Source organism: Neogemmobacter tilapiae (assembly GCF_014652215.1).
Lineage (GTDB): Bacteria > Pseudomonadota > Alphaproteobacteria > Rhodobacterales > Rhodobacteraceae > Neogemmobacter > Neogemmobacter tilapiae.
Genome location: NZ_BMYJ01000010.1, coordinates 13036 through 34936 on the forward strand (window position 1 = coordinate 13036; position 21901 = coordinate 34936).

Annotated in this window: 26 protein-coding genes; 5 read left to right on the forward strand and 21 right to left on the reverse strand. The window is 61.7% G+C overall.

Translation table 11 applies throughout. The features are described 5' to 3' along the window. Positions 1-61: 61 nt before the first annotated feature. From IE095_RS14705 to rplS, 4 genes are all read right to left on the reverse strand, one after another. On the reverse strand, positions 62-826 hold the full coding sequence (locus IE095_RS14705; protein WP_189412443.1) for a hypothetical protein: 765 nt from the start codon (positions 824-826) through the stop codon (positions 62-64). Then, complete coding sequence (locus IE095_RS14710; protein ID WP_189412444.1) at positions 823-1356, reverse strand: hypothetical protein; 534 nt, start codon at positions 1354-1356, stop codon at positions 823-825. Before IE095_RS14710 ends, IE095_RS14705 begins: the two co-directional genes overlap by 4 nt. Positions 1357-1441: 85 nt before the next feature. Continuing rightward, complete coding sequence (gene rpmE, locus IE095_RS14715; protein WP_189412445.1) at positions 1442-1663, reverse strand: 50S ribosomal protein L31; 222 nt, start codon at positions 1661-1663, stop codon at positions 1442-1444. Between the two features lie 11 nt (positions 1664-1674). Beyond that, positions 1675-2052 carry a 50S ribosomal protein L19 gene (gene rplS / locus IE095_RS14720; RefSeq protein WP_189412447.1) on the reverse strand — a complete coding sequence of 126 codons (378 nt, stop codon included), beginning with the start codon at positions 2050-2052 and terminating at the stop codon, positions 1675-1677. A 295-nt stretch (positions 2053-2347) separates the two neighbouring features. Here rplS and IE095_RS14725 point away from each other — a divergent pair, with 295 nt between their 5' ends. Further along, positions 2348-3217, forward strand: a complete 870-nt coding sequence (locus IE095_RS14725) for a DMT family transporter (RefSeq protein WP_229804824.1) — start codon at positions 2348-2350, stop codon at positions 3215-3217. Here IE095_RS14725 and trmD read toward each other — a convergent pair. The 12 genes from trmD to IE095_RS14785 all read right to left on the reverse strand — a co-directional run bounded on the left by trmD (position 3208) and on the right by IE095_RS14785 (position 12540). Then, the gene (gene trmD / locus IE095_RS14730) at positions 3208-4026 is read right to left on the reverse strand and encodes a tRNA (guanosine(37)-N1)-methyltransferase TrmD (protein WP_189412452.1); all 819 of its coding nucleotides are present in this window, start codon (positions 4024-4026) and stop codon (positions 3208-3210) included. The two genes, IE095_RS14725 and trmD, sit on opposite strands and share 10 nt — an antisense overlap. Positions 4027-4069: 43 nt before the next feature. Next, on the reverse strand, positions 4070-4969 hold the full coding sequence (locus IE095_RS14735) for a hypothetical protein (protein ID WP_189412455.1): 900 nt from the start codon (positions 4967-4969) through the stop codon (positions 4070-4072). Between the two features lie 50 nt (positions 4970-5019). Beyond that, positions 5020-5523 (reverse strand): ribosome maturation factor RimM, encoded by a 504-nt coding sequence (gene rimM / locus IE095_RS14740; protein ID WP_189412457.1) that lies wholly within the window; start codon positions 5521-5523, stop codon positions 5020-5022. Positions 5524-5532: 9 nt separating this feature from the next. After that, complete coding sequence (bluB, locus tag IE095_RS14745) at positions 5533-6198, reverse strand: 5,6-dimethylbenzimidazole synthase (RefSeq protein WP_268247725.1); 666 nt, start codon at positions 6196-6198, stop codon at positions 5533-5535. Continuing rightward, complete coding sequence (rpsP, locus tag IE095_RS14750; RefSeq protein ID WP_189412459.1) at positions 6195-6548, reverse strand: 30S ribosomal protein S16; 354 nt, start codon at positions 6546-6548, stop codon at positions 6195-6197. Before rpsP ends, bluB begins: the two co-directional genes overlap by 4 nt. A gap of 96 nt (positions 6549-6644) precedes the next feature. Beyond that, positions 6645-6941 (reverse strand): chorismate mutase, encoded by a 297-nt coding sequence (locus IE095_RS14755; protein ID WP_189412462.1) that lies wholly within the window; start codon positions 6939-6941, stop codon positions 6645-6647. Continuing rightward, positions 6928-7506 carry a GNAT family N-acetyltransferase gene (locus IE095_RS14760; protein ID WP_189412464.1) on the reverse strand — a complete coding sequence of 193 codons (579 nt, stop codon included), beginning with the start codon at positions 7504-7506 and terminating at the stop codon, positions 6928-6930. The genes IE095_RS14755 and IE095_RS14760 overlap by 14 nt, the downstream gene beginning before the upstream one ends. Next, entirely contained in the window at positions 7503-8015 is a 513-nt protein-coding gene (locus IE095_RS14765) for a GNAT family N-acetyltransferase (RefSeq protein ID WP_189412466.1), read from the reverse strand. The genes IE095_RS14760 and IE095_RS14765 overlap by 4 nt, the downstream gene beginning before the upstream one ends. Next, positions 8012-8548 (reverse strand): GNAT family N-acetyltransferase, encoded by a 537-nt coding sequence (locus tag IE095_RS14770; RefSeq protein ID WP_189412468.1) that lies wholly within the window; start codon positions 8546-8548, stop codon positions 8012-8014. Before IE095_RS14770 ends, IE095_RS14765 begins: the two co-directional genes overlap by 4 nt. Then, on the reverse strand, positions 8545-10053 hold the full coding sequence (gene ffh, locus IE095_RS14775) for a signal recognition particle protein (protein WP_189412469.1): 1509 nt from the start codon (positions 10051-10053) through the stop codon (positions 8545-8547). The genes IE095_RS14770 and ffh overlap by 4 nt, the downstream gene beginning before the upstream one ends. Before the next feature lie 293 nt (positions 10054-10346). Next, entirely contained in the window at positions 10347-12056 is a 1710-nt protein-coding gene (locus tag IE095_RS14780) for an alpha/beta hydrolase (protein ID WP_189412470.1), read from the reverse strand. Between the two features lie 16 nt (positions 12057-12072). Further along, entirely contained in the window at positions 12073-12540 is a 468-nt protein-coding gene (locus IE095_RS14785) for a hypothetical protein (RefSeq protein WP_189412472.1), read from the reverse strand. A 183-nt stretch (positions 12541-12723) separates the two neighbouring features. Here IE095_RS14785 and IE095_RS14790 point away from each other — a divergent pair, with 183 nt between their 5' ends. Continuing rightward, positions 12724-13605: a LysR family transcriptional regulator gene (locus IE095_RS14790; protein WP_268247727.1), complete on the forward strand. Its 882-nt coding sequence runs from the start codon at positions 12724-12726 to the stop codon at positions 13603-13605. Between the two features lie 10 nt (positions 13606-13615). Beyond that, positions 13616-14530 carry a DMT family transporter gene (locus IE095_RS14795; protein WP_189412476.1) on the forward strand — a complete coding sequence of 305 codons (915 nt, stop codon included), beginning with the start codon at positions 13616-13618 and terminating at the stop codon, positions 14528-14530. On the opposite strand, the gene IE095_RS14800 is transcribed toward IE095_RS14795, so the two are convergent. Next, positions 14527-15345 (reverse strand): sulfotransferase family protein, encoded by an 819-nt coding sequence (locus IE095_RS14800; protein WP_189412478.1) that lies wholly within the window; start codon positions 15343-15345, stop codon positions 14527-14529. The genes IE095_RS14795 and IE095_RS14800 overlap by 4 nt on opposite strands. 113 nt (positions 15346-15458) lie before the next feature. Here IE095_RS14800 and IE095_RS14805 point away from each other — a divergent pair, with 113 nt between their 5' ends. Together IE095_RS14805 and IE095_RS14810 are read left to right on the forward strand one after the other, a co-directional pair. Continuing rightward, positions 15459-17036, forward strand: a complete 1578-nt coding sequence (locus IE095_RS14805; protein ID WP_189412480.1) for a DUF5928 domain-containing protein — start codon at positions 15459-15461, stop codon at positions 17034-17036. 3 nt (positions 17037-17039) lie between these two features. Continuing rightward, positions 17040-17402: an HIT domain-containing protein gene (locus IE095_RS14810; RefSeq protein ID WP_189412482.1), complete on the forward strand. Its 363-nt coding sequence runs from the start codon at positions 17040-17042 to the stop codon at positions 17400-17402. Between the two features lie 3 nt (positions 17403-17405). On the opposite strand, the gene IE095_RS14815 is transcribed toward IE095_RS14810, so the two are convergent. Genes IE095_RS14815 through bla form a run of 4 tightly spaced genes read right to left on the reverse strand, consistent with a single transcriptional unit; the run spans position 17406 to position 21867 of the window. After that, positions 17406-17759, reverse strand: coding sequence for an MmcQ/YjbR family DNA-binding protein (locus IE095_RS14815; RefSeq protein ID WP_189412484.1), 354 nt, complete (start codon positions 17757-17759; stop codon positions 17406-17408). Positions 17760-17799: 40 nt separating this feature from the next. After that, positions 17800-18156: a hypothetical protein gene (locus IE095_RS14820; protein WP_189412486.1), complete on the reverse strand. Its 357-nt coding sequence runs from the start codon at positions 18154-18156 to the stop codon at positions 17800-17802. A 16-nt stretch (positions 18157-18172) separates the two neighbouring features. Next, a complete protein-coding gene (gene polA, locus IE095_RS14825) occupies positions 18173-20992 on the reverse strand; it encodes a DNA polymerase I (protein ID WP_189412488.1) in 2820 nt (939 codons plus the stop codon). Between the two features lie 56 nt (positions 20993-21048). Continuing rightward, positions 21049-21867, reverse strand: a complete 819-nt coding sequence (bla, locus tag IE095_RS14830) for a class A beta-lactamase (protein ID WP_229804826.1) — start codon at positions 21865-21867, stop codon at positions 21049-21051. Positions 21868-21901: the final 34 nt, after the last annotated feature.

The window sequence follows — 21901 nt, forward strand, 5'->3', positions numbered from 1 at the left end:
CAGGCCCGTTGCGCCAAGGGGCTATCTGTTGGCCGATGAGGGCGCAAGGGGTAACGCTATTTCAAGCCGCTCGTTCAAGGAGCCTCTGATAGACCTGATCCGAAACACTCTGCTCAATTACGTTGGCATTATGCGAAAGAACACCAAGATAGGTGCCGAGCGCTTTTTTGTCGACGACCACTGCCACACGACCGGGCGCATTTTCTAGCCTTGCCAGATCACCAAATTTTGCCGCTGCGTAAATGACGGAATTCTTATGCTCGCTGACTGCTTCGAAAACGAGTTTACGCTCTTTGACTGTTACAACAGATGTCAGATGCCATTTCGTATTTGAAGCACCGACGATTTCGACATCCCTCGCCACAAATTTCGGATCATAGACGGATCGCAGACGCTCGATCAGAAGTTCCGAGTTATCCTTATGCCTGCGTTCTGCGATTCTCATCGCAGTGAGATTGACTGCTTCTTGCGAAGCGTTTGCGATCACGGCGACTGCCCCTATCAGTTGATCCTTGTTCGCCGTCAGAAAGAAAAAGGCGGCATCATCGAAGCTGATGCCCACCGTTTCTGCGATGGTCTTGGCCTGCCGACGATAGATCCCTTCACCGCCCATCAGCAGGGCCTCTTCGAAACCCGCCCCGAAGTCGGATACAAAGAAATTTTCACCGTTCTGTTCGATGCGGACAACGACATATCCCCCGCTGGCATACATCAGGGGAGTCGTCACGAAATGCGCCCCAGCAACACTTTCTACGCTGACAAGCCGTGCAACGGCGGCGCGCACAAAGTCTTGAATCACATGGGCTTCTTGTAGCGTGGCGTTCATATCAGTCGGGCCGACCAAGGAGGTGGTGGCAGCAATGCCACGCCCTTGATTCTAAATTGTTTTTCAACAAACTCAAGGGCCTTTTCAAAGGGCATGTCCGCGACCGGAACCGCGATATCCAGGATACCGTTCCGAACACGTTTCGGGGAGTAGGCCCAATTGAGATGGAAGTCATGAAGATGCGTACCCCTGATGGCGATCATCCTATATTCGGGCGGCCCGCAATTCTTGTTATTATGCGCTTGAAATGGACGCCAATCCAGTCGGCAAATCGGTCCCCCCTTGGGCTGCGAGGTCGACGGGGAATACTCCAGCTGAAAGGCAACTTGTCGATCCGGTAGTTCAATTCGCGCCCTTGCCCGGAAGGCCAAACCGGCCATTGTTACGCCATCAATGTCTAGAGGGGATACAAGATCAGCATAATCCTTGCGCGCGGTCACAACCCAATCAGGATTGATGGCCAGTTCCTTCTGCGCCACATAAAAACTGTCGAGATCAACATCTGTCTGCATGGGCAGATAGTCCGACAATTTTTGCGTGAGTCAATCGCATCAGCGACTGGATGAAAAAGGGCGCAACCTGCGTTGCGCCCTTTTCTTTCCGCGAAGGGTTGGATCAGAAACCCAGACCTTCGTATTTGTTCTTGAACTTCGACACGCGGCCGCCGGTGTCCATCAGTTTGGCGGTCTGGCCGGTCCAGGCGGGGTGGGCCAGCGGGTCGATGTCGAGCGCCATCTGGTCGCCCTCTTTGCCCCAAGTGGTTTTGGTTTGAAAGATCGTGCCGTCGGTCATCTTGACGTCGATCAGGTGGTAATCGGGATGGATGTCTTTTTTCATCGTTCCGGTCCTTATTCGGCGTCTTTGGCTTTGTAATTGGTGACTTCGGCGATACGGGCCGATTTGCCGCGACGGGTGCGGAGGTAGTAAAGTTTCGCACGGCGGACACGGCCACGACGCACAACCTCGATCGAGTCGATGTTGGTCGAATAGAGCGGGAACACGCGTTCCACGCCTTCACCGAAGGAAATCTTGCGGACGGTGAACGAGGCCGAAATGGTCAGACCGCCCTTGCGGCTGATCACGACGCCTTCATAGTTCTGCACGCGCGAGCGGCTGCCTTCGGTCACTTTGAAACCGACGCGAACGGTGTCGCCGGCCTTGAAGTCGGGGATATTCTTGCCAAGCGCGGCAATCTGCTCGGCTTCGATCTGCGCGATGAGGTTCATGCGCTTCTCCTACATATGCTTGCGGTGGTTCCGCAAAGGTGATGCCGCCGCATTGCTTCTGGTCCTTGACCGGATCCCCGCAGTGCGAGTCCGCCAGAGTTGTGGCCTGCTTTGATCGACCGCCCCTTTCCATCTGTTCCCGCCAAAGGTTGCGGGTCCGGCAAAGGGAATCGGGTCCGACGGGCCTTTCGACCCCGGACCGTGGGCGTATAGGTCGGGTGGGGGCACGGGTCAAGAGGGGTTGCAGGGGGCAGGGCAAAGCGCGACAAGGGCAGGCTTTCAAAGGATGGTTGGGATGGATCAGGCAGGGCGGCCCCTGATGGGCGTGGCGCTGGTGTCGCTGGCGGTGTTTCTGTTCGCGCTGTCGGATGTGGTGGGCAAGCATCTGATGACGCTTTATCCGGTGCCCTTTGTGCAGGCGGGGCGGTATCTGGTGAACCTGTCGCTGCTTTTGGTGATCATGGCGCCGCGGCATGGGGCGGGGCTTTGGCAGACGCGGCGGACGGGTCTGGTGCTGCTGCGGGGTGGAATTCTGGCGATGGCGTCCTTGACGATGGGCCATGCGCTGCGGCTGATGCCGGTGGGCGAGGCGGTGACGATTTCCTATCTGGCGCCATTCCTGCTGATGCTGGCCTCGGGGCCGGTGTTGGGGGAAAGGGTGCCGGGGGCGGCGTGGGTGGGGGCAGGCGTGGCCTTTTGCGGTGTGCTGCTGATTCTGCGGCCAGGGTCAGGGTTGGACCCGGTGGGTGTCATCTGGGCCTTGGCGAATGCAGGGCTGGCGACGGGTTATATGCTGACGACACGAATGCTGACCCGCAGCGAGACGACGATGGCGATGCTGTTCCATGTGGCGCTGGTGGGGTCGGTGATCTTTGTGGGGATGGCTTTGGCCGATTGGCCTGCGGTGTTGCCGGGGGCGGGGGATGCGGGGTTGATCCTGCTGCTGGGCTGTCTGGCGACGGGGGGACATTTCCTGTTCACGGCAGCCTTCCGCGAGGCCCCTGCGGCGCTGCTGGCCCCGATCAACTATGTGCATCTGGTTTGGGCGGGGCTTTTGGGTTGGCTGGTGTTCGACCATCTGCCCGATGCCCTGTCGATTGCGGGCATGGCGCTGGTTCTGGCGGCGGGGATGTCGGTGGCCCTGCGGGCGGCGCGTCAGTCCTGATCCTGCCCGCGTCTGGCCCAAAGGTCGGGCCGCCGTGCGCGGGTGATCCGTTCCGATTCCGCCCGGCGCCATTTTTCGACGGCCCCATGGTTGCCCGAGGTCAACACTTCGGGGATATCGCGGCCTTCCCATGTCTGGGGTCTGGTGTATTGCGGATATTCCAGCAGCCCCGCCGAAAAGCTTTCCTCTTCGGTCGAGGCCTGATTGCCCAGAACGCCGGGCAGCAGGCGGATGGTGGCATCCAGCATGGCCTGGGCGGCCAGTTCACCGCCGGTCAGGACAAAATCGCCCAAGGAGACCTCTTCGATGCCATAGGCATCAAGAACCCGCTGATCGACGCCTTCGAACCGACCGCAAAGGAGGGTCAGCCCCTTGGCCCCCGCCCATTGGCGGGCCTTGGCCTGGGTAAAGGGGGCCCCACGCGGGGACAGATAGACGACGGGCCAAAGGGCGCGGTCGGCGGGCGTGTCAATGGCGGCCTGATCCAGCGCGCGGGCCACGACATCGGGCCGCAGAACCATACCCGCGCCGCCCCCGGCGGGGGTGTCATCGACATTGCGGTGCTTGCCTTCGCCAAAAGTCCGCAGATCAATGGTGTCCAGCGCCCAGCGGCCCATATCCAGCGCCTTGCCAGTCAGCGACAGGCCCAGAATGCCGGGGAAAGCCTCGGGGAACAGGGTGATTATCCGTGCCGTCCAGGCATCCTTGACGCGCACATCGGCCATCAGGTCGCGCGGCTGGGCTGAAACGCGGATGGCCAGACGGCCATGCGATTTTTGCGGGGAGGGCGGGGTGTTGTCTTCGGTCATGACCGGGCCATACAAGGAAACACGCCCCGCCGCAAAGCCCCCGCTAGCGGGCGACCCGCCGCGGCTTGGCCTTTTCGATCAGATCAGCCAGTTCCAGCAAGGGCCCGGCGTGGTTTGCATGTTCCCCCGTGGCGCTGACAATGTCTTCGGCCTGCGGAAAGCTGGACCAGAGTGTCTTATGCTGGCGCATCAGGGGCAAACTGCGGGTCAGGAACAGTTCCATCAGCCCATGATCCCCCTTGGCCAAAGCAAAGGCCTGGGCCGGGGCCGGAATGGGCATGTCGCGCAGCACCTGTGCCGGATCGGTGGCACGGAGAATAAAGGCTATGCGCGTCGCCATTGGCGCGTCGGATGATTTGATTTGCGATGTCAGGCTTTTCAGCAAAGGCCGCGCCCCGACATGGTCGGACATCGCCCTAAGATGGTTTTCCACCACGCTGGGTTTGGTGCTGTCGGGCAGTTTTGCAAGGGGGGCGGTCAGTTCGTCGGCCAGTTCAATCTCGGCTTCGTCCGAAAGGACGGTCGGCACACCGATCTTGCCCAAAGCCTCGTTCACCAAACCACCAAAGCGGGTTTCATCGCTGGGATCCCAGATCAGGCGCGAGATCGGCAAAGCCATGAAGGAAATGATCAAGGGCAACATTGTCGGCATCGAAACGTTCAGAGCGGCGATTCCTGCCATACCGCTGCCGATGGCCATACAGACCGCCACGAGGAGCGCTTGGGCGGCTGTCTGGGCGGTCGCGCGAATCCAGGTGTCGCTTTTTTCCCAGGCGTGGGGGTCACGTGGCCAGTTCGAGGGGCGCATGATGAAAAGCCAAAGCACGAAGATGGCGGTAAAAACTGGAACCATAAGCCAGCCATGCCCCGCCAGTCCGGCCAAAAGCGGCCCGATGTACAAAAGCGCGGTGGCGCCCATCAACAGCCGCAGCCGAGTTTGCATCACTTTCCCCCAGACTTGTGATTGGCGACAGTTTGCGTCGCAATCCGGGTTTAGTCCAGAGTTTCGGGCAGGTCTACAACGATGACAGCTTTGGTCAGGTCGACGGTGGGAACATTGGCCAAGGTAAAGGGCACCAGCAAGGTTTCGCCGCCTTTGAGAGGGCGGATTTCCAGAATGTCACCTGCGCCGTGGTTCTGCACCGCAATAACCTGGCCCATTGCCGCGCCGCCGGTGTCTTGGGCCATAAGCCCGATCAGATCGTTGTGATAGAATTCATCATCCGGCAGGCGCGGCAGGCGGGAACGGTCGGCGTATAGGCTAAGGCCGCGCATCGCCTCGGCCTGGTCTCGCGTCTCAACCCCGGTCAGGCGGGCCCCAAAGCCACCGGACACCGCCTTGGTCAAGCGGATTTTGAAGGAACGGCTGCCGTCCTCGGTAAAAAGGGGGCCATAAGAGGCGATATCTTCGGGATCGGCGCAAAAGGATTTGAGGCGGACCTCACCCTGCACGCCAAAAGCCCCGGATACAGCACCCACCAGAATTCGATCCGTCATTGTCTTCCCCTAGCGCCTTGCGCTGATCAAGGCGTCAGCCCGCTTTTCCCAGCCCGCGCGTTCCAATTCGGGCGTGTCATCGTCGTGTTCGGGCCAGCCAAGGCAGAAATAGCCGATGAATTGCCAGCCCGCATCCACCTGAAAATCGGCGCTCAGGCGGGCGGGGTCAAGGATGGAAACCCAGCCAAGGCCCAGACCTTCAGCGCGGAGGGCGAGCCAGAAGAGCATGAGGGCCGAAACACAGGAATAGGCGCGGGTTTCGGGCATGGTGGCCGCGCCAAGGCCTGCGCCCTTTTCGGTCGTCTGATCGCAGAACAGGGCGAACTGGAGGGGGGCCTCTTGCAGGCCCGCGAGTTTGAGGCCGGCATAGATTTTGGCCTTGTCGCCATCATAGCCCGAAAGGGCCTGTTCATTGGCGGCGTGGAAATTCTGCTGAATCTTGGCGCGGATGGCGGGGGTTTCGGCCCAGACCAGCCGCCAGGGTTCGCAAAGGCCCACGGAGGGGGCATGGCGAAAGGCGGTGAGGCAGCGGGCGAGGGTTTCGTCCGGCACCGGTGTCGTGCGAAAGCGGCGCACATCGCGCCGCCAACGCATGAGATCATGGAATTCGGCCCGAAACTCCGGGCCGAAAGCCCGCCCCTGCGGGTTGTCCTGCAAGGGCGGTGAAAGGATCACTCTTCTGCCGGGGCAGCAGCGCGGGCGGCTTTCTTGGCCGCGCGGTCCGCCATGGCTTTGCCGGGGACAGCCGATTTCGGGTTGCTGCGGGTTTTCTTTTCCAGAACGCCAGCGGCTTCCAGCATACGGGCGACGCGGTCGGTCGGCTGTGCGCCTTGGCCCAGCCAATGCTTCACGCGGTCCAGATCCATGCGGACGCGGTTTTCGTTGTCTTTGGCGAGCATGGGGTCATAGGTGCCCAGCTTTTCGAGAAAGCGGCCATCGCGGGGCATACGGCTGTCGGTGGCCACGATGGAATAGTGCGGGCGCTTTTTGCTGCCGCCACGGGCCAGACGGATTTTCATGGACATGGGTCGTCTCCTTGGGTTTTCGTGGTTGATGGGCAGATTGCCCATCCTACGGTTGGTTATTCGGTAGGATGGGCAGTCTGCCCATCTTGGGTTGCGTTACTTTTGTAGTTTCTCGTGATGCCTGATGACTTCGCTGATGATGAAGGTCAGGAATTTCTTGGCCAGTTCCGGCTCTAGATCGGCCTCGCGCGACAGTTCCTCCAGCCGGGCCATTTGCCAGGCCTCGCGCCCCGGATCGGACGGGGGGAGGTCGTGTTCGGCTTTAAGGCGGCCCACGGCTTTGGTCTGTTTAAAGCGTTCGGCAAGGGTGTAGACAAGGATGGCATCCAGCCGGTCGATGCTGGCGCGGTGTTCCTTGAGCAGGTCTTGGGCGCGGGTTTCAGGTGTGGACAAGGGTTGTCTCCTTGGTCAAATCGTGGCGCCAGACCTGACAGCCATCGCACATTGCCTCATCAAGCACCGCGCCAAGCCGCTGGGCCAGCCGGGCCGAGGCGTGATTGTCGGGGGCGACATAGCTGACGACCTGATCCCAGCCGAGCCCCGTGCGGGCAAAGCCGCGGGCGGCGCGGGCGGCCTCCGTCGCATAGCCCTGACCGCGATGGGGGGGCAGAAAGAGCCAGCCGAGTTCGGGTTCCAGATCGCCGGGTTCAAAGCCCAGCAGGACAAAGCCCAGATGGGTGGCGTCAGAGAGGCGGTCGACGGACCAAAGGCCATGGCCGCGCATCATCCAACTGCCGCAGATCGACAGAAAGACCTCGAACGCGGCGGGGCGGTCGAGGGGGCCGCCGAGATGGCCCAAGGCATCGTCGGCAAAGAGCCGGGCAAAGGCGTTGAAGTCACGCATGAGGGGCGCGCGCAGGCGCAGGCGTTCGGTGTCCAGCGTGGGGATGAGGGCGGACACGGCCCCGGCCAGCATGGCCGCGCGGCCGGTGGGGGCGTTTTCCCAAGGGGCGATCATGGCTGGCCCCCGGTGTGGCGATAGATGATGCAGTCGTGGCCTGCCAGATGGAAGTCCCCCTCGGCCTTGGCGCCCATGCGGATGGCAAGGGCTGCAGAGCGGTGGTTGGCGGGGTCGATCAGGCTGATCAGGGGCTGCGGCGAAATCCGGGCGTGATAGTCGGCTTTCGCCGCCTGTGCCGCCTCATAAGCGTAACCCTTGCCCTCGGCCTGTTCATAGACATGCCAAGCGAGTTCGGGTTCGGGCCAGCCATCATGGCAGATGACGCCAATGCGCCCGAGGAATTCGCCTTGATGGTCGTCAATGGAATAGAAGCCATAACCGCGCAGAGCCCAAAGGCCGATATTGGCGAGCAGACCGCGCCAGACATGCTGGCGGGGCGAACCACCACCGATGAACGCGGCGCGGGGACTGTCGTTGAAGGCGAGCATGGCCGGGAAATCGGTCTCACGCGGGGCGCGTAGGATCAGGCGTTCGGTGCGCAGTTCGGGGATGAAGGACAGGGTCATGCCGCCCTCCGATAGCGCCAGACATCGGTGCCTTCGCCGCCCGGCGTGGCGGCATCGCGGTCGATCTGGCCGCCCAAGCGGCGGGCGACATTGGCCGAAGGCGTGTTGGCCGGGTCGATGTAGCTGACCACGGTGTCCAGCCCGCGCGTGTGGAAGGCCCATTGCAGCAGCGCGGCGGCAGCCTCGGACGCGAAGCCCTGGCCTTCAAAGCCGTCATAGAGGAACCAGCCGAGTTCGGGTTCCGGAAAGATCGGGCCATGGCAGAGGGCGACCTGACCCACGGTCTGGCCCTGATGGGAGATCATCAGGCCGCCCATGCCCAGAAGCGGCCATTGGGCAGAGTCATTGGTGAAAAAGGACCAAGCCTTTTCCGTGCCATGCGGCCCCCCCATGAAACGGGCGCGGTCCGTCGCCAGAAACGCCTGATAGGCGGGGAAATCGTCGATATGCAGGGGGCGCAGCACCAGACGCGCCGTTTCAAGCCGGGGGGCTTGGGCAAAGCGCGTTTCTTTGTGGTGCGACAAAGCGGTCATTTCTTCTTCATCAACCCCGACAAGCCCCCAGGCAGGGTCATGCCCTTGGGCATGCCGCCAAGGCCCGCCAGACCACCGGGCATGCCGCCCATCTGGCCCCGGATCTGGCGACCGGCTTCTTCCAGTTCAGCGGGCGACATTTTCGACGGGTCGGGCAGACCACCCTTGCCCATCATCGCCTTGATTGCCTGTTTCAGCATGCCGCCCTTGCCCATCTGCTTCATCATATCGGCCATCTGCCGATGCTGTTTCAGCAGCTTGTTCAGGTCGGCCACATCCAGCCCCGCCCCGGCGGCGATGCGCTTTTTGCGGCTGGCGGCCAGAAGGTCGGGGTTGGCCCGTTCCTTTTTCGTCATCGAATTGATCAGCGCGATCTGGCGTTTGATCATGCGGTCATTCAGCCCTGCCTCATCCGCCTTGGCCGACATTTTGCCCATGCCGGGCATCATGCCCATCATGGCCTGCATGCCGCCCATTTTCAGCATCTGTTCCATCTGCATTTTCAGGTCGTTCATGTTGAACAGACCCTTCTGGAACCGCTTCATCATGCGTTCGGCCTGTTCGGCCTCAAACGTTTCCTGCGCCTTTTCCACAAGGGCGACGATGTCGCCCATGCCCAAGATACGGCCCGCGACGCGTTCGGGTTCAAACACCTCTAGCGCGTCCATCTTTTCGCCAAGGCCGACAAAGCGGATCGGCTTGCCCGTCACGGCCCGCATGGACAGGGCCGCACCGCCGCGACCGTCGCCGTCCATCCGGGTCAACACGACGCCGGAAATGCCGACCTTGCCGTCAAATTCCGAGGCGACCTTGACGGCATCTTGCCCGGTCAGACCATCGACGACCAGCAGGGTTTCGCGGGGGGCGGCGATGTCGCGCACCGCCTGAATTTCATCCATCAACACTTCGTCGATGTGCAGACGCCCGGCGGTGTCAAGGAAGAGGACGTCATAGCCCCCCATCGCCGCCTGGGTTTTCGCCCGTTTGGCAATCTGGACGGCGCTTTCGCCTTTGACGATGGGCAGGCTGTCGACGCCGATCTGCGCGCCCAAGATCGCCAATTGCTCCATCGCCGCCGGGCGGTTGGTGTCAAGCGAGGCCAGCAACACGCGCTTGTTGTTCTTTTCGGTGAAGCGTTTCGCCAGTTTGGCGGTGGTGGTGGTTTTGCCCGAGCCTTGCAGACCGACCATCAGCACCGTGGCGGGCGGGTTGTCGATCTTCAGCGCCTCAACCGGGCCTTCGCCTGCCAGAACGGCGATCAACTCGTCATGGACGATCTTGATGACCTGCTGGCCGGGGGTCACCGATTTGGTGACAGCTTGGCCGGTGGCCTTTTCCTGCACACGGGCGACGAAATCGCGGGCCACGGGCAGCGACACGTCCGCCTCGAGCAGCGCGGTGCGGACCTCACGCAGGGCGGTGGCCACGTCCGCTTCGGAAAGCGCGCCCTTTTTGGTCAGGCGGTCAAAGACGCCGCCAAGCCGTTCGGACAGATTTTCAAACATGGCCCGTTCCTTCGCATGATGCAGATGCCCCTATATCGGAACGCATCCACCCCCTGCCAAGCCCGATCCCGTGACAAAGCCGAAACGCACCCGTGGGCGCAACGCGCTGACGGATGGCGATCCCGGCATAAGCCTAGGGACCGGAAGCGCTGGCTTCCGGGGAATTGGGAAGGCCACTACGCCGGTTGGGGGGATGAGTCAAGCAAGCGCTGCCACGGGGGCGGCGAAGGGCCGTGTCCGCCCGGGGGACGGCGGACGCGGCCCGGCTAGTCGCCGGGGCGAAACAGAAAAAGCTACAACCCCTGCGCCGCAAGCCACGCGATCAAGGCGGCTTGATTGGCCTCGGTCCAGTCAGCGGGGGCCAGAACCGCCTGCCATGCCGCCAGATAATGTTCGGCCTTGTAGACATGGCCGGTGCCCACGGGCGTTGTCGTCGCCAGCATCATGTCAAAGGCCACTTGCAGAAAGCTGACCACGGGCACCCAAGTCAGCCGTTCTGACACATCCGGGGCGCGGGGGCTGTCGTACCAATCGGGCTTCCACAAGGCCATCGAGGTCTGGAAATGCACGATCGGATCAGATGGATAGGCCAGATAGACAATCCGCATCCGGCCCCAGGGCGCGGTCGCTTTGCCCGTCAGGTCGGTCTGGGTGGTAAAGCGCACCACCGAACCGTCGCGGAAGCGCGGGGCCCAAGAGGGCGTGCCCGCCAGACGGCCATCGCGGATTTCGGGCCAGGTGCGGCTGGCAAAGGGCGGGCCAGCCCAGACCGCCCCTTGATAGGGGTCATTGACCAGATCGAAATTGTCGGCGGAAAGGTCGCTGTTCAGCGCGCCCAAGCTGAGACCAAACAGATAAAGGGCGGGGCGTTGATCGGGCGGCAGGCTGTGCCAATGGCCATGCACCGCCTGAAACACCGCCTTGGCGGTTTCGGCCCCATATTCCGGTTCGACGAACAGCGACAGCCAACTGGGCAGATAGGAATACTGGACGGAAACCGAGGCGATGTCGCCGCCCGCCAGAAACTCGACCGGGGCCATGCCCGCCGGATCGACCCAGCCTGTGCCAGTGGGCGTGGCGATGACCAGAACCTTTCGGTCTAAGGCCCCGACGCGCTGCATTTCCGCCAAGGCCAGTTCGGCCCGGGCCTGCGGTGTCTCGGCATGGCGGAGGCCCACAAAGATGCGCAGGGGTTCCAGCGCCGGGCGGCCGGTGACGGCGGTGATCGCGGCGGCATTGGGGGCGGCCAGAACGCGCAGACGGCCTTGGCGGCCCAGTTCGTCCCACGACAGGAGCGAGGCGGCGCTGCCGGATTGGTCTGCGCGTTGGGGCGGGGCCTCGGCCTCGTCCAAGGCGTCGATCCGTTGATAGATGCTGTCAGCCAGTCGCAAAAGCTGTCGCACGACCAGCCGATCGCCCACCGACCAGAACAGCAACAGGGCCAACAAGGCCGCGGCAAGAATCGCCAGGCGGCGGGGGGCAAAGACCAGCAGGCGGTTGGCGGCCATCGCCATGACATGGCCGAAGAGGCGACCGAACAGGATCAGAACGGCGGCCAGACCGACGGCGACGACCAACAGGATCAGGGGCCGCACGGTTTCGACCGGGGGCAGGCCCAAGGCGTGATGCAGCGAGTTCTGATAGGCGGTGGCCAGCCAGAGCGCGGCGGCGATGGGGATCAAACCGGCCAGACGCAGGATTCTTTGGGTGCCGGTGGAAAGCCAGGATTCGCCACGCAGGCCAAGCCAGCCCAGCATGCCCGCGACGAGGGCGGCGATGCCATAGCCCGCCACAAAGCTGAGACCCGCCAGAGCGCCCTGCACCGGACCCGAGCGGGGGATCAGGCTGGGCTGGACGGCGGCCAGAAAGAACAACCCGCCAAGGATCAATCCTGAGGGCCGCAGTGGTGCCTTCCAGGGCATAGGGCGAAACAGGGGCACTTCGGCGGTGACGGTGGGGCGGGGCAGTTGCGCAGGGTTTGGCGTTGACAGCGGTCGTGCCACCGGCCTCGTCCTTGGCCTAGCCATTGGCGAGCCAGCCGTTGATGGTTTCGATCAGACGATCCGCCTCGGCCCGGCTGACCTTTTGGCTGGACAGCGGATGCTCTTTTGGGCCGCGCGGCGTTTTCAGCATCAGGGCAGGGCGCATATCAGAGCCGCCGCTGCCGGGCATCATATGCAGGGTTGCCCCTGCCAAACCGCCCAAGGGCATGCGAAGCGAGCGCGGGCCCAGCATGGACCAACTGCGCAGCCGGAATTCGTCGGTGTGGCGATCCATGGTCAGTTTCAGTGCACGTGACATGGCAAACAGGACCATGATCCCGCCTGTCACCAAAGCCACAGCCGCAATCGCGGGAAAAGATTCAGGTGGCAGGTTGGAGGAGGTGGCCAAAAGACCCCCGGCAAGAACGAGCGCAAACAACAGGCCAGGCAGGGAAGGCCCCCGCGTCAGCACCAGACGTTCAGAGTTCCGCTCGACAATCTTCATGGCAAGGATCACGCAAAAACAAACTGTTGACCGGCCCCACCCGGAATTTGACCATCATATCGGGCCGTTGTCAGAATGAAAACAAAAACCCTTGCGCAAGGCCTTTATCATGATCTTCATGCGATCATTGTGCGACAGCGCACATTTGCCTATCGTTTGCGGCAGAAGAAACAGGAGCGGGACGTGGACAACTGGGATGAATTCCGCACGGCCTTTCAGGTGGCGCGGATGGGCACGGTTTCAGGGGCGGCCGAAGTGCTGGGGGTTCACCACGCGACGGTGATCCGGCATATCGACGCCTTGGAAAAGCGGCTGGGGGCGCGGCTGTTCCAGCGCCATGCGCGGGGCTATACGCCGACCGAGGCGGGACGCGATCTGATGTCGGTGGCGAAGGCCACAGAGGAACAGTTCAGCCAGTTGGTCAGCCGGATCAAGGGGCAGGGCGAGACGGTCAGCGGTGAACTGGTGGTAACGACGATTTCGGGCCTGTCGGATCATCTGACGCCGGTCTTCCGCGACTTTCAGAAGAAATTCCCGGATGTCACCATCCGCTATTTGTCTGACATGCGGGTCTTCCGGCTGGATTACGGCGAGGCGCATGTGGCGATCCGCGCGGGGGCTGCCCCGCAGGAGCCGGACAATGTGGTGCAGCCCTTTTTGCGGCTGCGGTCGGCGCTTTATGCCTCGCGCGGGTATATCGCCGAACATGGGATGCCCCGCGGGCCGGAGGATTACGCGCAGCATTCCTTTGTCGGTTCGGACAATGCCGATAGTCGCGCGCCGTTCTATCGCTGGATGCGAGAAAGCGTGCCGCGGGAACGGATCACCTATCGGACGACCGAACAGGATGCGGCGATCAATGCGGTGCGGTCAGGCGTAGGCATCGGCTTTGTGCCGGTGCGCGAGGCGGCGGGCGATGCCGATCTGGTCGAGGTTCTGGCCAGCCGCCCCGATTGGGATGCGCCGGTCTGGCTGGTGACGCATGTTGATCTGCATCGGACGCTGAAGGTGCAAAGTTTCCTGAACCACCTGAAGGCAGCGGCGCAGAACTGGACCAATCTGTGATGTTGCAAAGATGAGTCTGCGTTCCGGCGGCCCCTTGGCCGGTCATGCGGCCATGCTGGCCTTTTCGGCCCTTGTCGCGGGTTCCTTTTCGTTGGGCCGTCTGGCGGCCCCACTGATCTCGCCCGAGGCATTGACCGTGGTGCGCTTTCTGCTGGCGGGGGCCTTGGTCGGCGTTGCTGCCGTTGCCACGACGGGCATCCGACGTGCGGCCTTGCAGGCCCCTTGGCGCTATCTGGTGCTGGGCGGGTTGCTGGCGATTTATTTTGTGCTGATGTTCTATGGTCTGAAAACCGCCGATGCGGTTTCGGCGGCGGCTGTCTTTACCCTGACTCCGCTGATGTCTGCCGGATTCGGCTGGCTGCTGCTGCGCCAACCTTTGACGGGGCGAATGGGGCTGGCCCTGACGCTGGGGGCGGTGGGGGCGCTTTGGGTGATCTTTCGCGCCGATCTGGCGGCGTTCCTGCGATTCAACATCGGGCGGGGCGAGTTCATCTATTTCTGGGGCTGCGTCGCCCATGCCGCCTATACGCCGATGGTGCGCAAGCTGAACCGGGGCGAACCGGCGGTGGTCTTTACCTTTGGCATGATGATGGCGGGGCTGCTGATCCTGACGCTTTGGGGGGCGCCCGCCGTTATTGCCACCGATTGGACGGCTTTGCCCCCCATTGTCTGGATCGCGCTGGTCTATCTGGCGGTGGCGGCCAGTGCGATGACCTTTGTTCTGCTGCAATATGCGACGCTGCGTCTGCCTTCGGCCAAGGTCATGGCCTATACCTATCTGGTGCCCGCCTGGGTCATCCTTTGGGAAATCGCCCTGCACGGCGCATGGCCACCCGCGCTTTTGCTGGTGGGTGTGGTCTTGACGGCACTGGGTCTGATCTTGCTGCTGAAAGACGAAGACGGGCCGCGCGGGGCACCGGGCTAATCGCCCAGTTTCGCGTGGACTTCGGCCAGATCGACCGGACCTTTCGGCATCTTGTTGGCCGGGTTGTCGAAATCATACTGAAACAGCTGGAAATCGCGTTTGTAGATTTCCCACATCAGATGCATCGACAGATCGTCAAAATAGGCTTCGACCGGATGCGCCCGTTTCGGCCCATGCCCCTCGCTTTCGTTGAAACGCGGGATGCTGGCCAGATCAACGGCATTTTTCACCGGCACATGGTTCAGCACCACCTGCATGCCGGGATTGAAATCCTCGGTGAAAAAAATGTGGTCGTAGGTGCCGCCGTTTACGATAAAGGTCGAGATATGTCCCGCCATCGCGGACCAATGGATGTCCGGCTCCATCGGTTTTTTCCAGCGGATGGTGTCGCGCACGAACAGAAGAAAGCGGCGAAAGCTTTTGATCTGGTCGAATTCGTCCTTGCCCTCGGGCCCGCCGACCTCGATCCCGTACTTCTGGGTCAGCATCGGCACCAGATTGCCGCGATAGCGTTTGCCGTTCCGTTGAATCCCACAAATCTTGTCGAAATAAGAGGATAGGACGCGCGTATAGGGGTTCCGCACACAGGTGAAGGCATAGGATTTATGCCCCCGCACATTCGCCTCGATCAGCGGCTGGCTATCCTCACGCGCCCATTTGTGCAGGCCCTGCGTCGCATCATGGATATCGCCGTCAAAGAACCGCCCGTGATCGGCATAGAACATGATCTGCCCGATGGTCGAACAGGCGCATTTTGGCACCACCCGATAGACCATGCTTTCGCTTTCGGTCATCCATGTTCCTGGAAATCCCATCTCGCCCCCACGATCAAACCTTTACCTGCGTCACCAAAGCAAAGAAACGCTGTCAATTCAATCCGTGATGCGGCAAAGGTCAGGCAAGACGACGAAGGAACGACTGCCCGACCATGGCCCGGATCGCCTATATCCTGCTTTGCCACAAAGACCCCCAAGGCATCATCGCGCAGGCGCAGCGGATGACGGCCAGCGGCGATTTCATGGCCATCCATTTCGATGCGCGATCACCCAAGGCAGCCTATGCGCAGTTGGTCGAGGCCTTGGGTGACAACCCCTCGGTGACCTTTGCCAAGCGGCGGGTGAAATGCGGCTGGGGGGAATGGTCGCTGGTGGATGCCACGCTTCAGGCGCTGAAGGCGGCGGAACAGGCGTTTCCGCAGGCGACGCATTTCTACATGCTGTCGGGCGATTGTATGCCGGTGAAATCGGCGGCCTATGCGCGGGCCTTTCTGGACCGGGATGATGTGGATTACATCGAAAGCTTTGATTTCTTTAAATCCGACTGGATCAAAACGGGGATCAAGGAAGAACGGCTGATCTATCGCCATTGGTTCAACGAACGGACCCAGAAATGGCGGTTCTACAAATCCTTTGAATGGCAAAAGCGTCTGGGCTGGACGCGCGACGTGCCTGCGGGTCTGGCGGTTCAGATCGGCAGCCAATGGTGGTGCCTGCGGCGCAGGACTGTCGAGGCAGTGTTGGATTTCGTGGCCACCCGCGCCGATGTGATGCGGTTTTTCCGCACGACCTGGATCCCGGATGAGACGTTCTTTCAAACGCTGGTGCGGCATCTGGTGCCGGATCGGGACATTCGTTCGCGGACGCTGACCTTTCTGATGTTCACCGACTATGGGATGCCGGTGACGTTCTACAACGATCACTATGATCTGCTTTTGTCGCAGAACTATCTGTTTGCCCGAAAGATTTCGGCCGAGGCGCGCGAGTTGAAGGCGGGCTTGGGCGATCTTTACACCTCGGGCCGGATGGATTTTCCGATCTCGGACGAGGGGCGCAATCTGTTCCGCTTTCTGACCGGGCGGGGGCGGCAGGGCCGCCGTTTCGCACCAAGGGCGTGGGAGGCAGGGGCCTCGCTGGGCCGAGAACGCGAATTGCTGATCGTGACCTGCAAGAAATGGCATGTCGCCAAACGGCTGATTGATCGGGTGGGGCAGGTGGCGGGGATGAAGGGCCTGCACTACCTGTTTGACGAAGAAGCGACTGAACTGCCCGATCTGGGCGGGATCGAGGCGACGCTGGCGAAACGCGGTCGTCACCGCCGCGCGGTGATGCGGATGCTGTTCGAGGCGCTGGACACCGACCGTCTGGTGATCTGCGTCGATCCGTCAAACCTGGCCCTGATCCGCGACTTTCACCATGACCGCGCCAAGGTGCGGCTTTTGGAAATCGAATGCGATTTTACCGACGACTATCTGACCGGCCACGCCCGCCGCGTGGGGCTGGCGGGGGCGGAAACGCCCGATGCGGTGATTGCGCGGCTGCTGCCGACGCTGCGGTCGGACATGGCGTTTGAAAGCGAACAGATCGCCGATGCTGCCTTTGCGGGCATGGAAAAGCTGCGGCAGGGGGCAAGTCTTGCCGAAAACACGCTGGCCTTGGCGGCGTTTCTGGATATTCCTGCGGATCAAGCGCAAGAAATTGCGGAAACCCATTATCTGTTCACGGACTAAGCCATGACCCTTACCTATGACCCCCAGAACATCTTTGCCCGCATCCTGCGCGGCGAGATTCCGAACAAGACGGTGAAGGAAACGGCGCATACCCTGGCCTTTCACGACATCCGCCCGCTGGCCCCGGTGCATATTCTGGTGATCCCGAAGGGCGCCTACGTCACCTTTGGCGACTTTGCCGCCAAAGCCAGCGCCGAGGAAATCGCCGACTTTCACCGCACCTGTGCCGCGATCATCGCCGAGGCGGGCTTGGATGCAGGTTACCGCGTGATCAGCAACGCCCATGACCACGGCGGGCAGGAAGTGCCGCATTACCATCTGCACATTCTGGGCGGGGCTGCTTTGGGACCGATGCTGGCGCGTTAGCCGTCAACCTTGCGCGGCATCCCAAGCCTTTAGCCAACGCTTGGGTGCCGCCTCCCGCCATTGCCGGATCAGCCGGGCGCGGGCCCAATCGGGGTCAATCCGCCCGGCGCGGACCAGAACCAAGCGGTGCGGCGCATAATGCGGATGCAGGAAAAAGGTCTGCGGATCGGCGGCCATCAACGCCTCGCGTTCATCATGGTCGGCCTTGAACACGGCGGCATCTTCATAGACCGACCAATAGCACCACAGCTTGCCATGCGCCTTCAGCACCTCATGCCCCCAAGGGTGGTCGATGGCGACCTCGGGCAGGTTCAGCGCGAGGGCAAAGTCGCGCAGTTGGGGCCAAGTCTGGATCATCGGAATTGCTTTCCCTCGATCCCCCCTCGCGGTGGGATCGTCAAAGACGGCATTTCGTCAGATGTTCCCAAGGCAGATCTTGCCGGGGAAATCCGATTTCGGCCCCACTCTCAAAGGTCGCAAGAAAGCCGCCGTTTGCCCAGCCGAAGGTTCCTTTGCCAAATACCTTATGAAAAGCGTCGCAGTCCTTTCCAAAATAAATGACATCCAAGCCATCCACGACGTATGAGTTCGCCCCTGCCTCGACAAAACGCGACTTAGGATACAGCGATGTGAGGATCCCACCGTTTTCATTTTCTGAGATGCTATAGCGGTCACCTGCTGAGGAAACGACTGTCGGCGTTTCCGCATAGGCCATATTTGCGCTCATAAAGAGCAGAGGGATCGCCCGAAACATCATTCTATCCCTTTGATCAATGCGCCGCTGCCCAAGTCTGGCCGCGTCCCGCCTCAACCTCCAGCTTGACTGACAGTTTCACCGCCGGATCCGACGCCCCCTCCATCACCTCTTTCGCAATCGGGATCAGCTTTTCCACGTCCTCCTCGGCCACTTCGAAAAGCAGTTCGTCATGCACCTGCAACAGCATCTTGGCATCCAGACCTGCAATCGCCCCCGGCATCCGCACCATGGCACGGCGGATCACATCGGCCGCGGTCCCCTGAATGGGCGCGTTGATGGCGGCGCGTTTGGCAAAGCCCTGACCCGGCCCTTTCGCGTTGATATCCGGCGTGTGGATTTTGCGGCCGAACAGGGTTTCGACATAGCCCCTTTCCTGCGCGCCCTTGACCGTCGCCGTCATGTAATCCTTGATCCCCGGAAAGCGTTCGAAATAGCGGTCGATGAAACCCTGCGCCTCGGCCCGCGGGATGCGCAGGTTCCGCGCCAGACCAAAGCCGGAAATCCCATAGATGACGCCAAAGTTGATCGCCTTGGCCTGACGCCGCACGTCGCTGGTCATCTGGTCCAGCGGCACGTTGAACATTTCCGATGCCGTCATTGCGTGAATATCATGCCCATCGCGGAAGGCCTGTTTCAGTGCCGGAATATCCGCAATATGCGCCAGAATCCGCAGCTCGATCTGGGAATAATCCAGCGACACCAGAACCCGGCCCTTGGGCGCGACAAAGGCCTCACGGATGCGGCGACCTTCTTCGCTGCGCACGGGAATGTTTTGCAGGTTCGGATCGGTGGAGGCCAGCCGCCCCGTGACCGCGCCACTGATGGAATAGGAGGTATGCACCCGCCCGGTGTCGCGGTTGATATGTTCCTGCAAAGCATCGGTATAGGTTGATTTCAGTTTCGCCAACTGCCGCCAATCCAGCACCAGCGCGGCCAGTTTCGCGCCCTGCGGATGGGTGTCTTCCAGCGTGGTGACATCCTCAAGGATATCCGCACCGGTGCCATAGGCCCCGGTCTTGCCCTTTTCGCCGCCCGGCACTTTCAGCACGTCGAACAAAATCTCGCCCAGCTGTTTCGGACTGCCCACATTAAAGGGCTGGCCCGCCACCTCTTGCACCTCGGCCTCCAGCCCCGCCATCTTTTGCGCGAAAGCGTTCGACATGCGCGACAAGGTATCGCGGTCCACCTGAATGCCGGCCATTTCCATATCCATCAGAACCGGGATCAGCGGGCGTTCCAGCGTTTCATAGACCGTCGTCACCTTGGCCCGATGCAGCATCGGCTTGAACTTTTGCCAAAGCCGCAGCGTTACATCGGCGTCTTCGGCGGCGTATTTCACCGCCTCATCAATCGCCACCTTGTCAAAAGTGACTTGCGTCTTGCCCGAGCCAATCAGCGTTTTGATCGGAATCGGCTGATGGTTCAGATAACGGTCCGACAGTTCATCCATGCCATGGTTATGAATGCCGCCGTGCATCGCATAAGACATCAGCATCGTGTCGTCGATCGGCGCAATCCGCACGCCTTGGCGCGCAAAGATCTTGGCGTCGTATTTCAGGTTCTGCCCGATTTTCAGGATCGAAGGATCCTCGAGCAGCGGTTTCAGCGCCGCCAGTACCTGATCCAAGGGCAGTTGATCGGGCGCAAGGGCCGAGCCGCCAAACAGATCATCACCGCCTGTCTTATGGCCCACGGGAATATAGCAAGCTTTGCCCGGCGTGACGCATAGGGAAATGCCCACGATTTCCGCCAGCATTTCGTTCAGACTGGTGGTTTCGCTGTCAAAAGCCACATAGCCCGCCTCGTAAATCTCGGCGATCCACTGGTTCAGTGCGCCCATGTCACGCACGGCCTGATAGGCCGTATGGTCAAAGGGCAGGACGGGGGTTTCCGGTGCCGCCTCCGCCGTTTCGGTCAGGGCAGGGGCCTCGGGCGGGGCGACGCCCAGCTTGTCGGCCACCCGCCGCGTCAGGGTGCGGAATTCCATCTCGTTCAGGAAATCCATCAGCTTGGTCGCGTCAGGGGCTTGAAGCTCCAAAGTCTCCAACCCGAAATCCAGCGCCACCTGATCGTCGAGCTGCACCAGACGCTTGGAAATCCGCACCTGTTCGGCATTCTCGATCAGGCTTTCCCGCCGTTTCTGCTGCGGAATCTCATGCGCCCGTTCCAGCAGCGTTTCCACATCGCCAAATTCCTGAATAAGCAGCGCCGCCGTCTTTGGCCCAATCCCCGGCGCGCCCGGCACATTGTCGACGCTGTCCCCCGAAAGGGCCTGCACATCGACCACCTTGTCCGGCCCGACGCCAAACTTTTCAAACACCTCATCCGGCCCGATCTTGCGGTTCTTCATCGGGTCCAGCATTTCGACGCCGCCCCCCACCAACTGCATCAGATCCTTGTCGGACGAAATGATCGTCACCCGCCCCCCCGCCTCCCGCGCTTGGCGGGCGAGGGTCGCGATGATGTCATCCGCCTCAAAATTCTCCAGCTCCAGACAGGCGATGTTGAAGGCCTTGGTCGCGGTGCGGGTCAGGGGGAATTGTGGCCGCAGATCCTCGGGCGGTTCAGGACGTTGGGCTTTGTAAAGGGGGTAGATTTCGTTGCGAAAGGTTTTGGAGGAATGGTCAAAAACCACCGCAATATGCGTGGCGGCATCGCTGCCCTTGTCTTTGGTCAGTTCGTTCCAAAGAATGTTGCAGAAACCCGCCACGGCCCCCACCGGCAGACCATCAGACTTGCGCGTCAGGGGCGGCAGGGCGTGATAGGCCCGAAAGATATAGGCCGATCCGTCGATCAGATGCAGATGGCAACCCTTGCCGAATGTGCTGGTCATGTCACGTCCCCCGGTTTGTTCCCTTTCCTGCCATGAATGGGGGCGGGGGGGAAGGCTCAGGGGGCTGCCGCAATCACCTTGACGACCGCCGCCCCCAATTCGGAAACTGCGGCGTTGCGGGTGGACCAGTTGGCGGGCGTATCCGACAGATAGATCGCCACAAACCACGGCGCGCGGCCCGGTGGCGTGATCATCGCCACGATGTTGCGCGTATGGCTTCGCCCGCCGCCCGAACGGTCAGCAATCGCCCAGTCTTGCGGGGCATGGACACGCAGCAGAGGCCCGGTGACGCCCCCCAAAGACATCCAGCCCGCCAGCAAAGCGCGCGATTCCGGTTGCAGCACATCGCCCAGCAACAGCGTCTCCCAGGTCTGCGCCATCGCTCTGGGGCTGGTCGTGTCGCGTGGGTCACCGGGGGCGAACAGGTTCAGCGCGGGTTCCTTCCTGTCCAGCCGCGTCGTTTCATCACCGATCCGGCGCAGAAAGGCCGTCACCTCCTCGGGGCCGCCCAATCGGTCGATCAACAGGTTGGCCGCGCCGTTGTCGCTTTGATCCAGCGTGGCCAGACACAATTCATCCACGCGCAGGCTCTCACCGACCCGGTTTTCCGTCACCGGCGCATGGCCATGAATTTCGCCTGCGCGGATGTCCAAGCCTTCGTCCAAGGTGATCTGACCCTGATCAACGCGTTCCAGAACCGCGCCGCAAAGCACAGATTTGAAGGTGCTGGCCATCAGAAAGCGTTCGTCCGGGCGATGCGCCCATTCCCAGCCCGTGCCACTGTCGCGGAGGAACAGGCCGATGCGGGCATCCAGCCGCTTTTCTAATGCGCGGATGGTGTCGCCCAAGGCATCAATGGGATCAGGCCCGGCCATTGCGGGGACCGGAAGCAGAAATGCCGCGAGGGCG

Bases quoted from the DNA above. Each gene is read 5' to 3' on its own strand.
- IE095_RS14810 (WP_189412482.1), top strand. From the start codon at position 17,040: ATGACCCTTACCTATGACCCCCAGAACATCTTTGCCCGCATCCTGCGC.
- IE095_RS14805 (WP_189412480.1), top strand. From the start codon at position 15,459: ATGGCCCGGATCGCCTATATCCTGCTTTGCCACAAAGACCCCCAAGGC.
- IE095_RS14725 (WP_229804824.1), top strand. From the start codon at position 2,348: ATGGATCAGGCAGGGCGGCCCCTGATGGGCGTGGCGCTGGTGTCGCTG.
- IE095_RS14770 (WP_189412468.1), bottom strand. From the start codon at position 8,548: ATGACCGCTTTGTCGCACCACAAAGAAACGCGCTTTGCCCAAGCCCCC.
- polA (WP_189412488.1), bottom strand. From the start codon at position 20,992: ATGACCAGCACATTCGGCAAGGGTTGCCATCTGCATCTGATCGACGGA.
- rimM (WP_189412457.1), bottom strand. From the start codon at position 5,523: ATGACGGATCGAATTCTGGTGGGTGCTGTATCCGGGGCTTTTGGCGTG.
- ffh (WP_189412469.1), bottom strand. From the start codon at position 10,053: ATGTTTGAAAATCTGTCCGAACGGCTTGGCGGCGTCTTTGACCGCCTG.
- rpsP (WP_189412459.1), bottom strand. From the start codon at position 6,548: ATGTCCATGAAAATCCGTCTGGCCCGTGGCGGCAGCAAAAAGCGCCCG.
- IE095_RS14785 (WP_189412472.1), bottom strand. From the start codon at position 12,540: ATGAAGATTGTCGAGCGGAACTCTGAACGTCTGGTGCTGACGCGGGGG.
- IE095_RS14765 (WP_189412466.1), bottom strand. From the start codon at position 8,015: ATGACCCTGTCCTTCATCCCCGAACTGCGCACCGAACGCCTGATCCTA.
- IE095_RS14815 (WP_189412484.1), bottom strand. From the start codon at position 17,759: ATGATCCAGACTTGGCCCCAACTGCGCGACTTTGCCCTCGCGCTGAAC.
- IE095_RS14735 (WP_189412455.1), bottom strand. From the start codon at position 4,969: ATGCAAACTCGGCTGCGGCTGTTGATGGGCGCCACCGCGCTTTTGTAC.
- trmD (WP_189412452.1), bottom strand. From the start codon at position 4,026: ATGACCGAAGACAACACCCCGCCCTCCCCGCAAAAATCGCATGGCCGT.
- IE095_RS14795 (WP_189412476.1), top strand. From the start codon at position 13,616: ATGAGTCTGCGTTCCGGCGGCCCCTTGGCCGGTCATGCGGCCATGCTG.
- IE095_RS14820 (WP_189412486.1), bottom strand. From the start codon at position 18,156: ATGTTTCGGGCGATCCCTCTGCTCTTTATGAGCGCAAATATGGCCTAT.
- rpmE (WP_189412445.1), bottom strand. From the start codon at position 1,663: ATGAAAAAAGACATCCATCCCGATTACCACCTGATCGACGTCAAGATG.
- IE095_RS14705 (WP_189412443.1), bottom strand. From the start codon at position 826: ATGAACGCCACGCTACAAGAAGCCCATGTGATTCAAGACTTTGTGCGC.
- bla (WP_229804826.1), bottom strand. From the start codon at position 21,867: ATGGCCGGGCCTGATCCCATTGATGCCTTGGGCGACACCATCCGCGCA.
- IE095_RS14800 (WP_189412478.1), bottom strand. From the start codon at position 15,345: ATGGGATTTCCAGGAACATGGATGACCGAAAGCGAAAGCATGGTCTAT.
- IE095_RS14760 (WP_189412464.1), bottom strand. From the start codon at position 7,506: ATGATCGCCCCTTGGGAAAACGCCCCCACCGGCCGCGCGGCCATGCTG.
- rplS (WP_189412447.1), bottom strand. From the start codon at position 2,052: ATGAACCTCATCGCGCAGATCGAAGCCGAGCAGATTGCCGCGCTTGGC.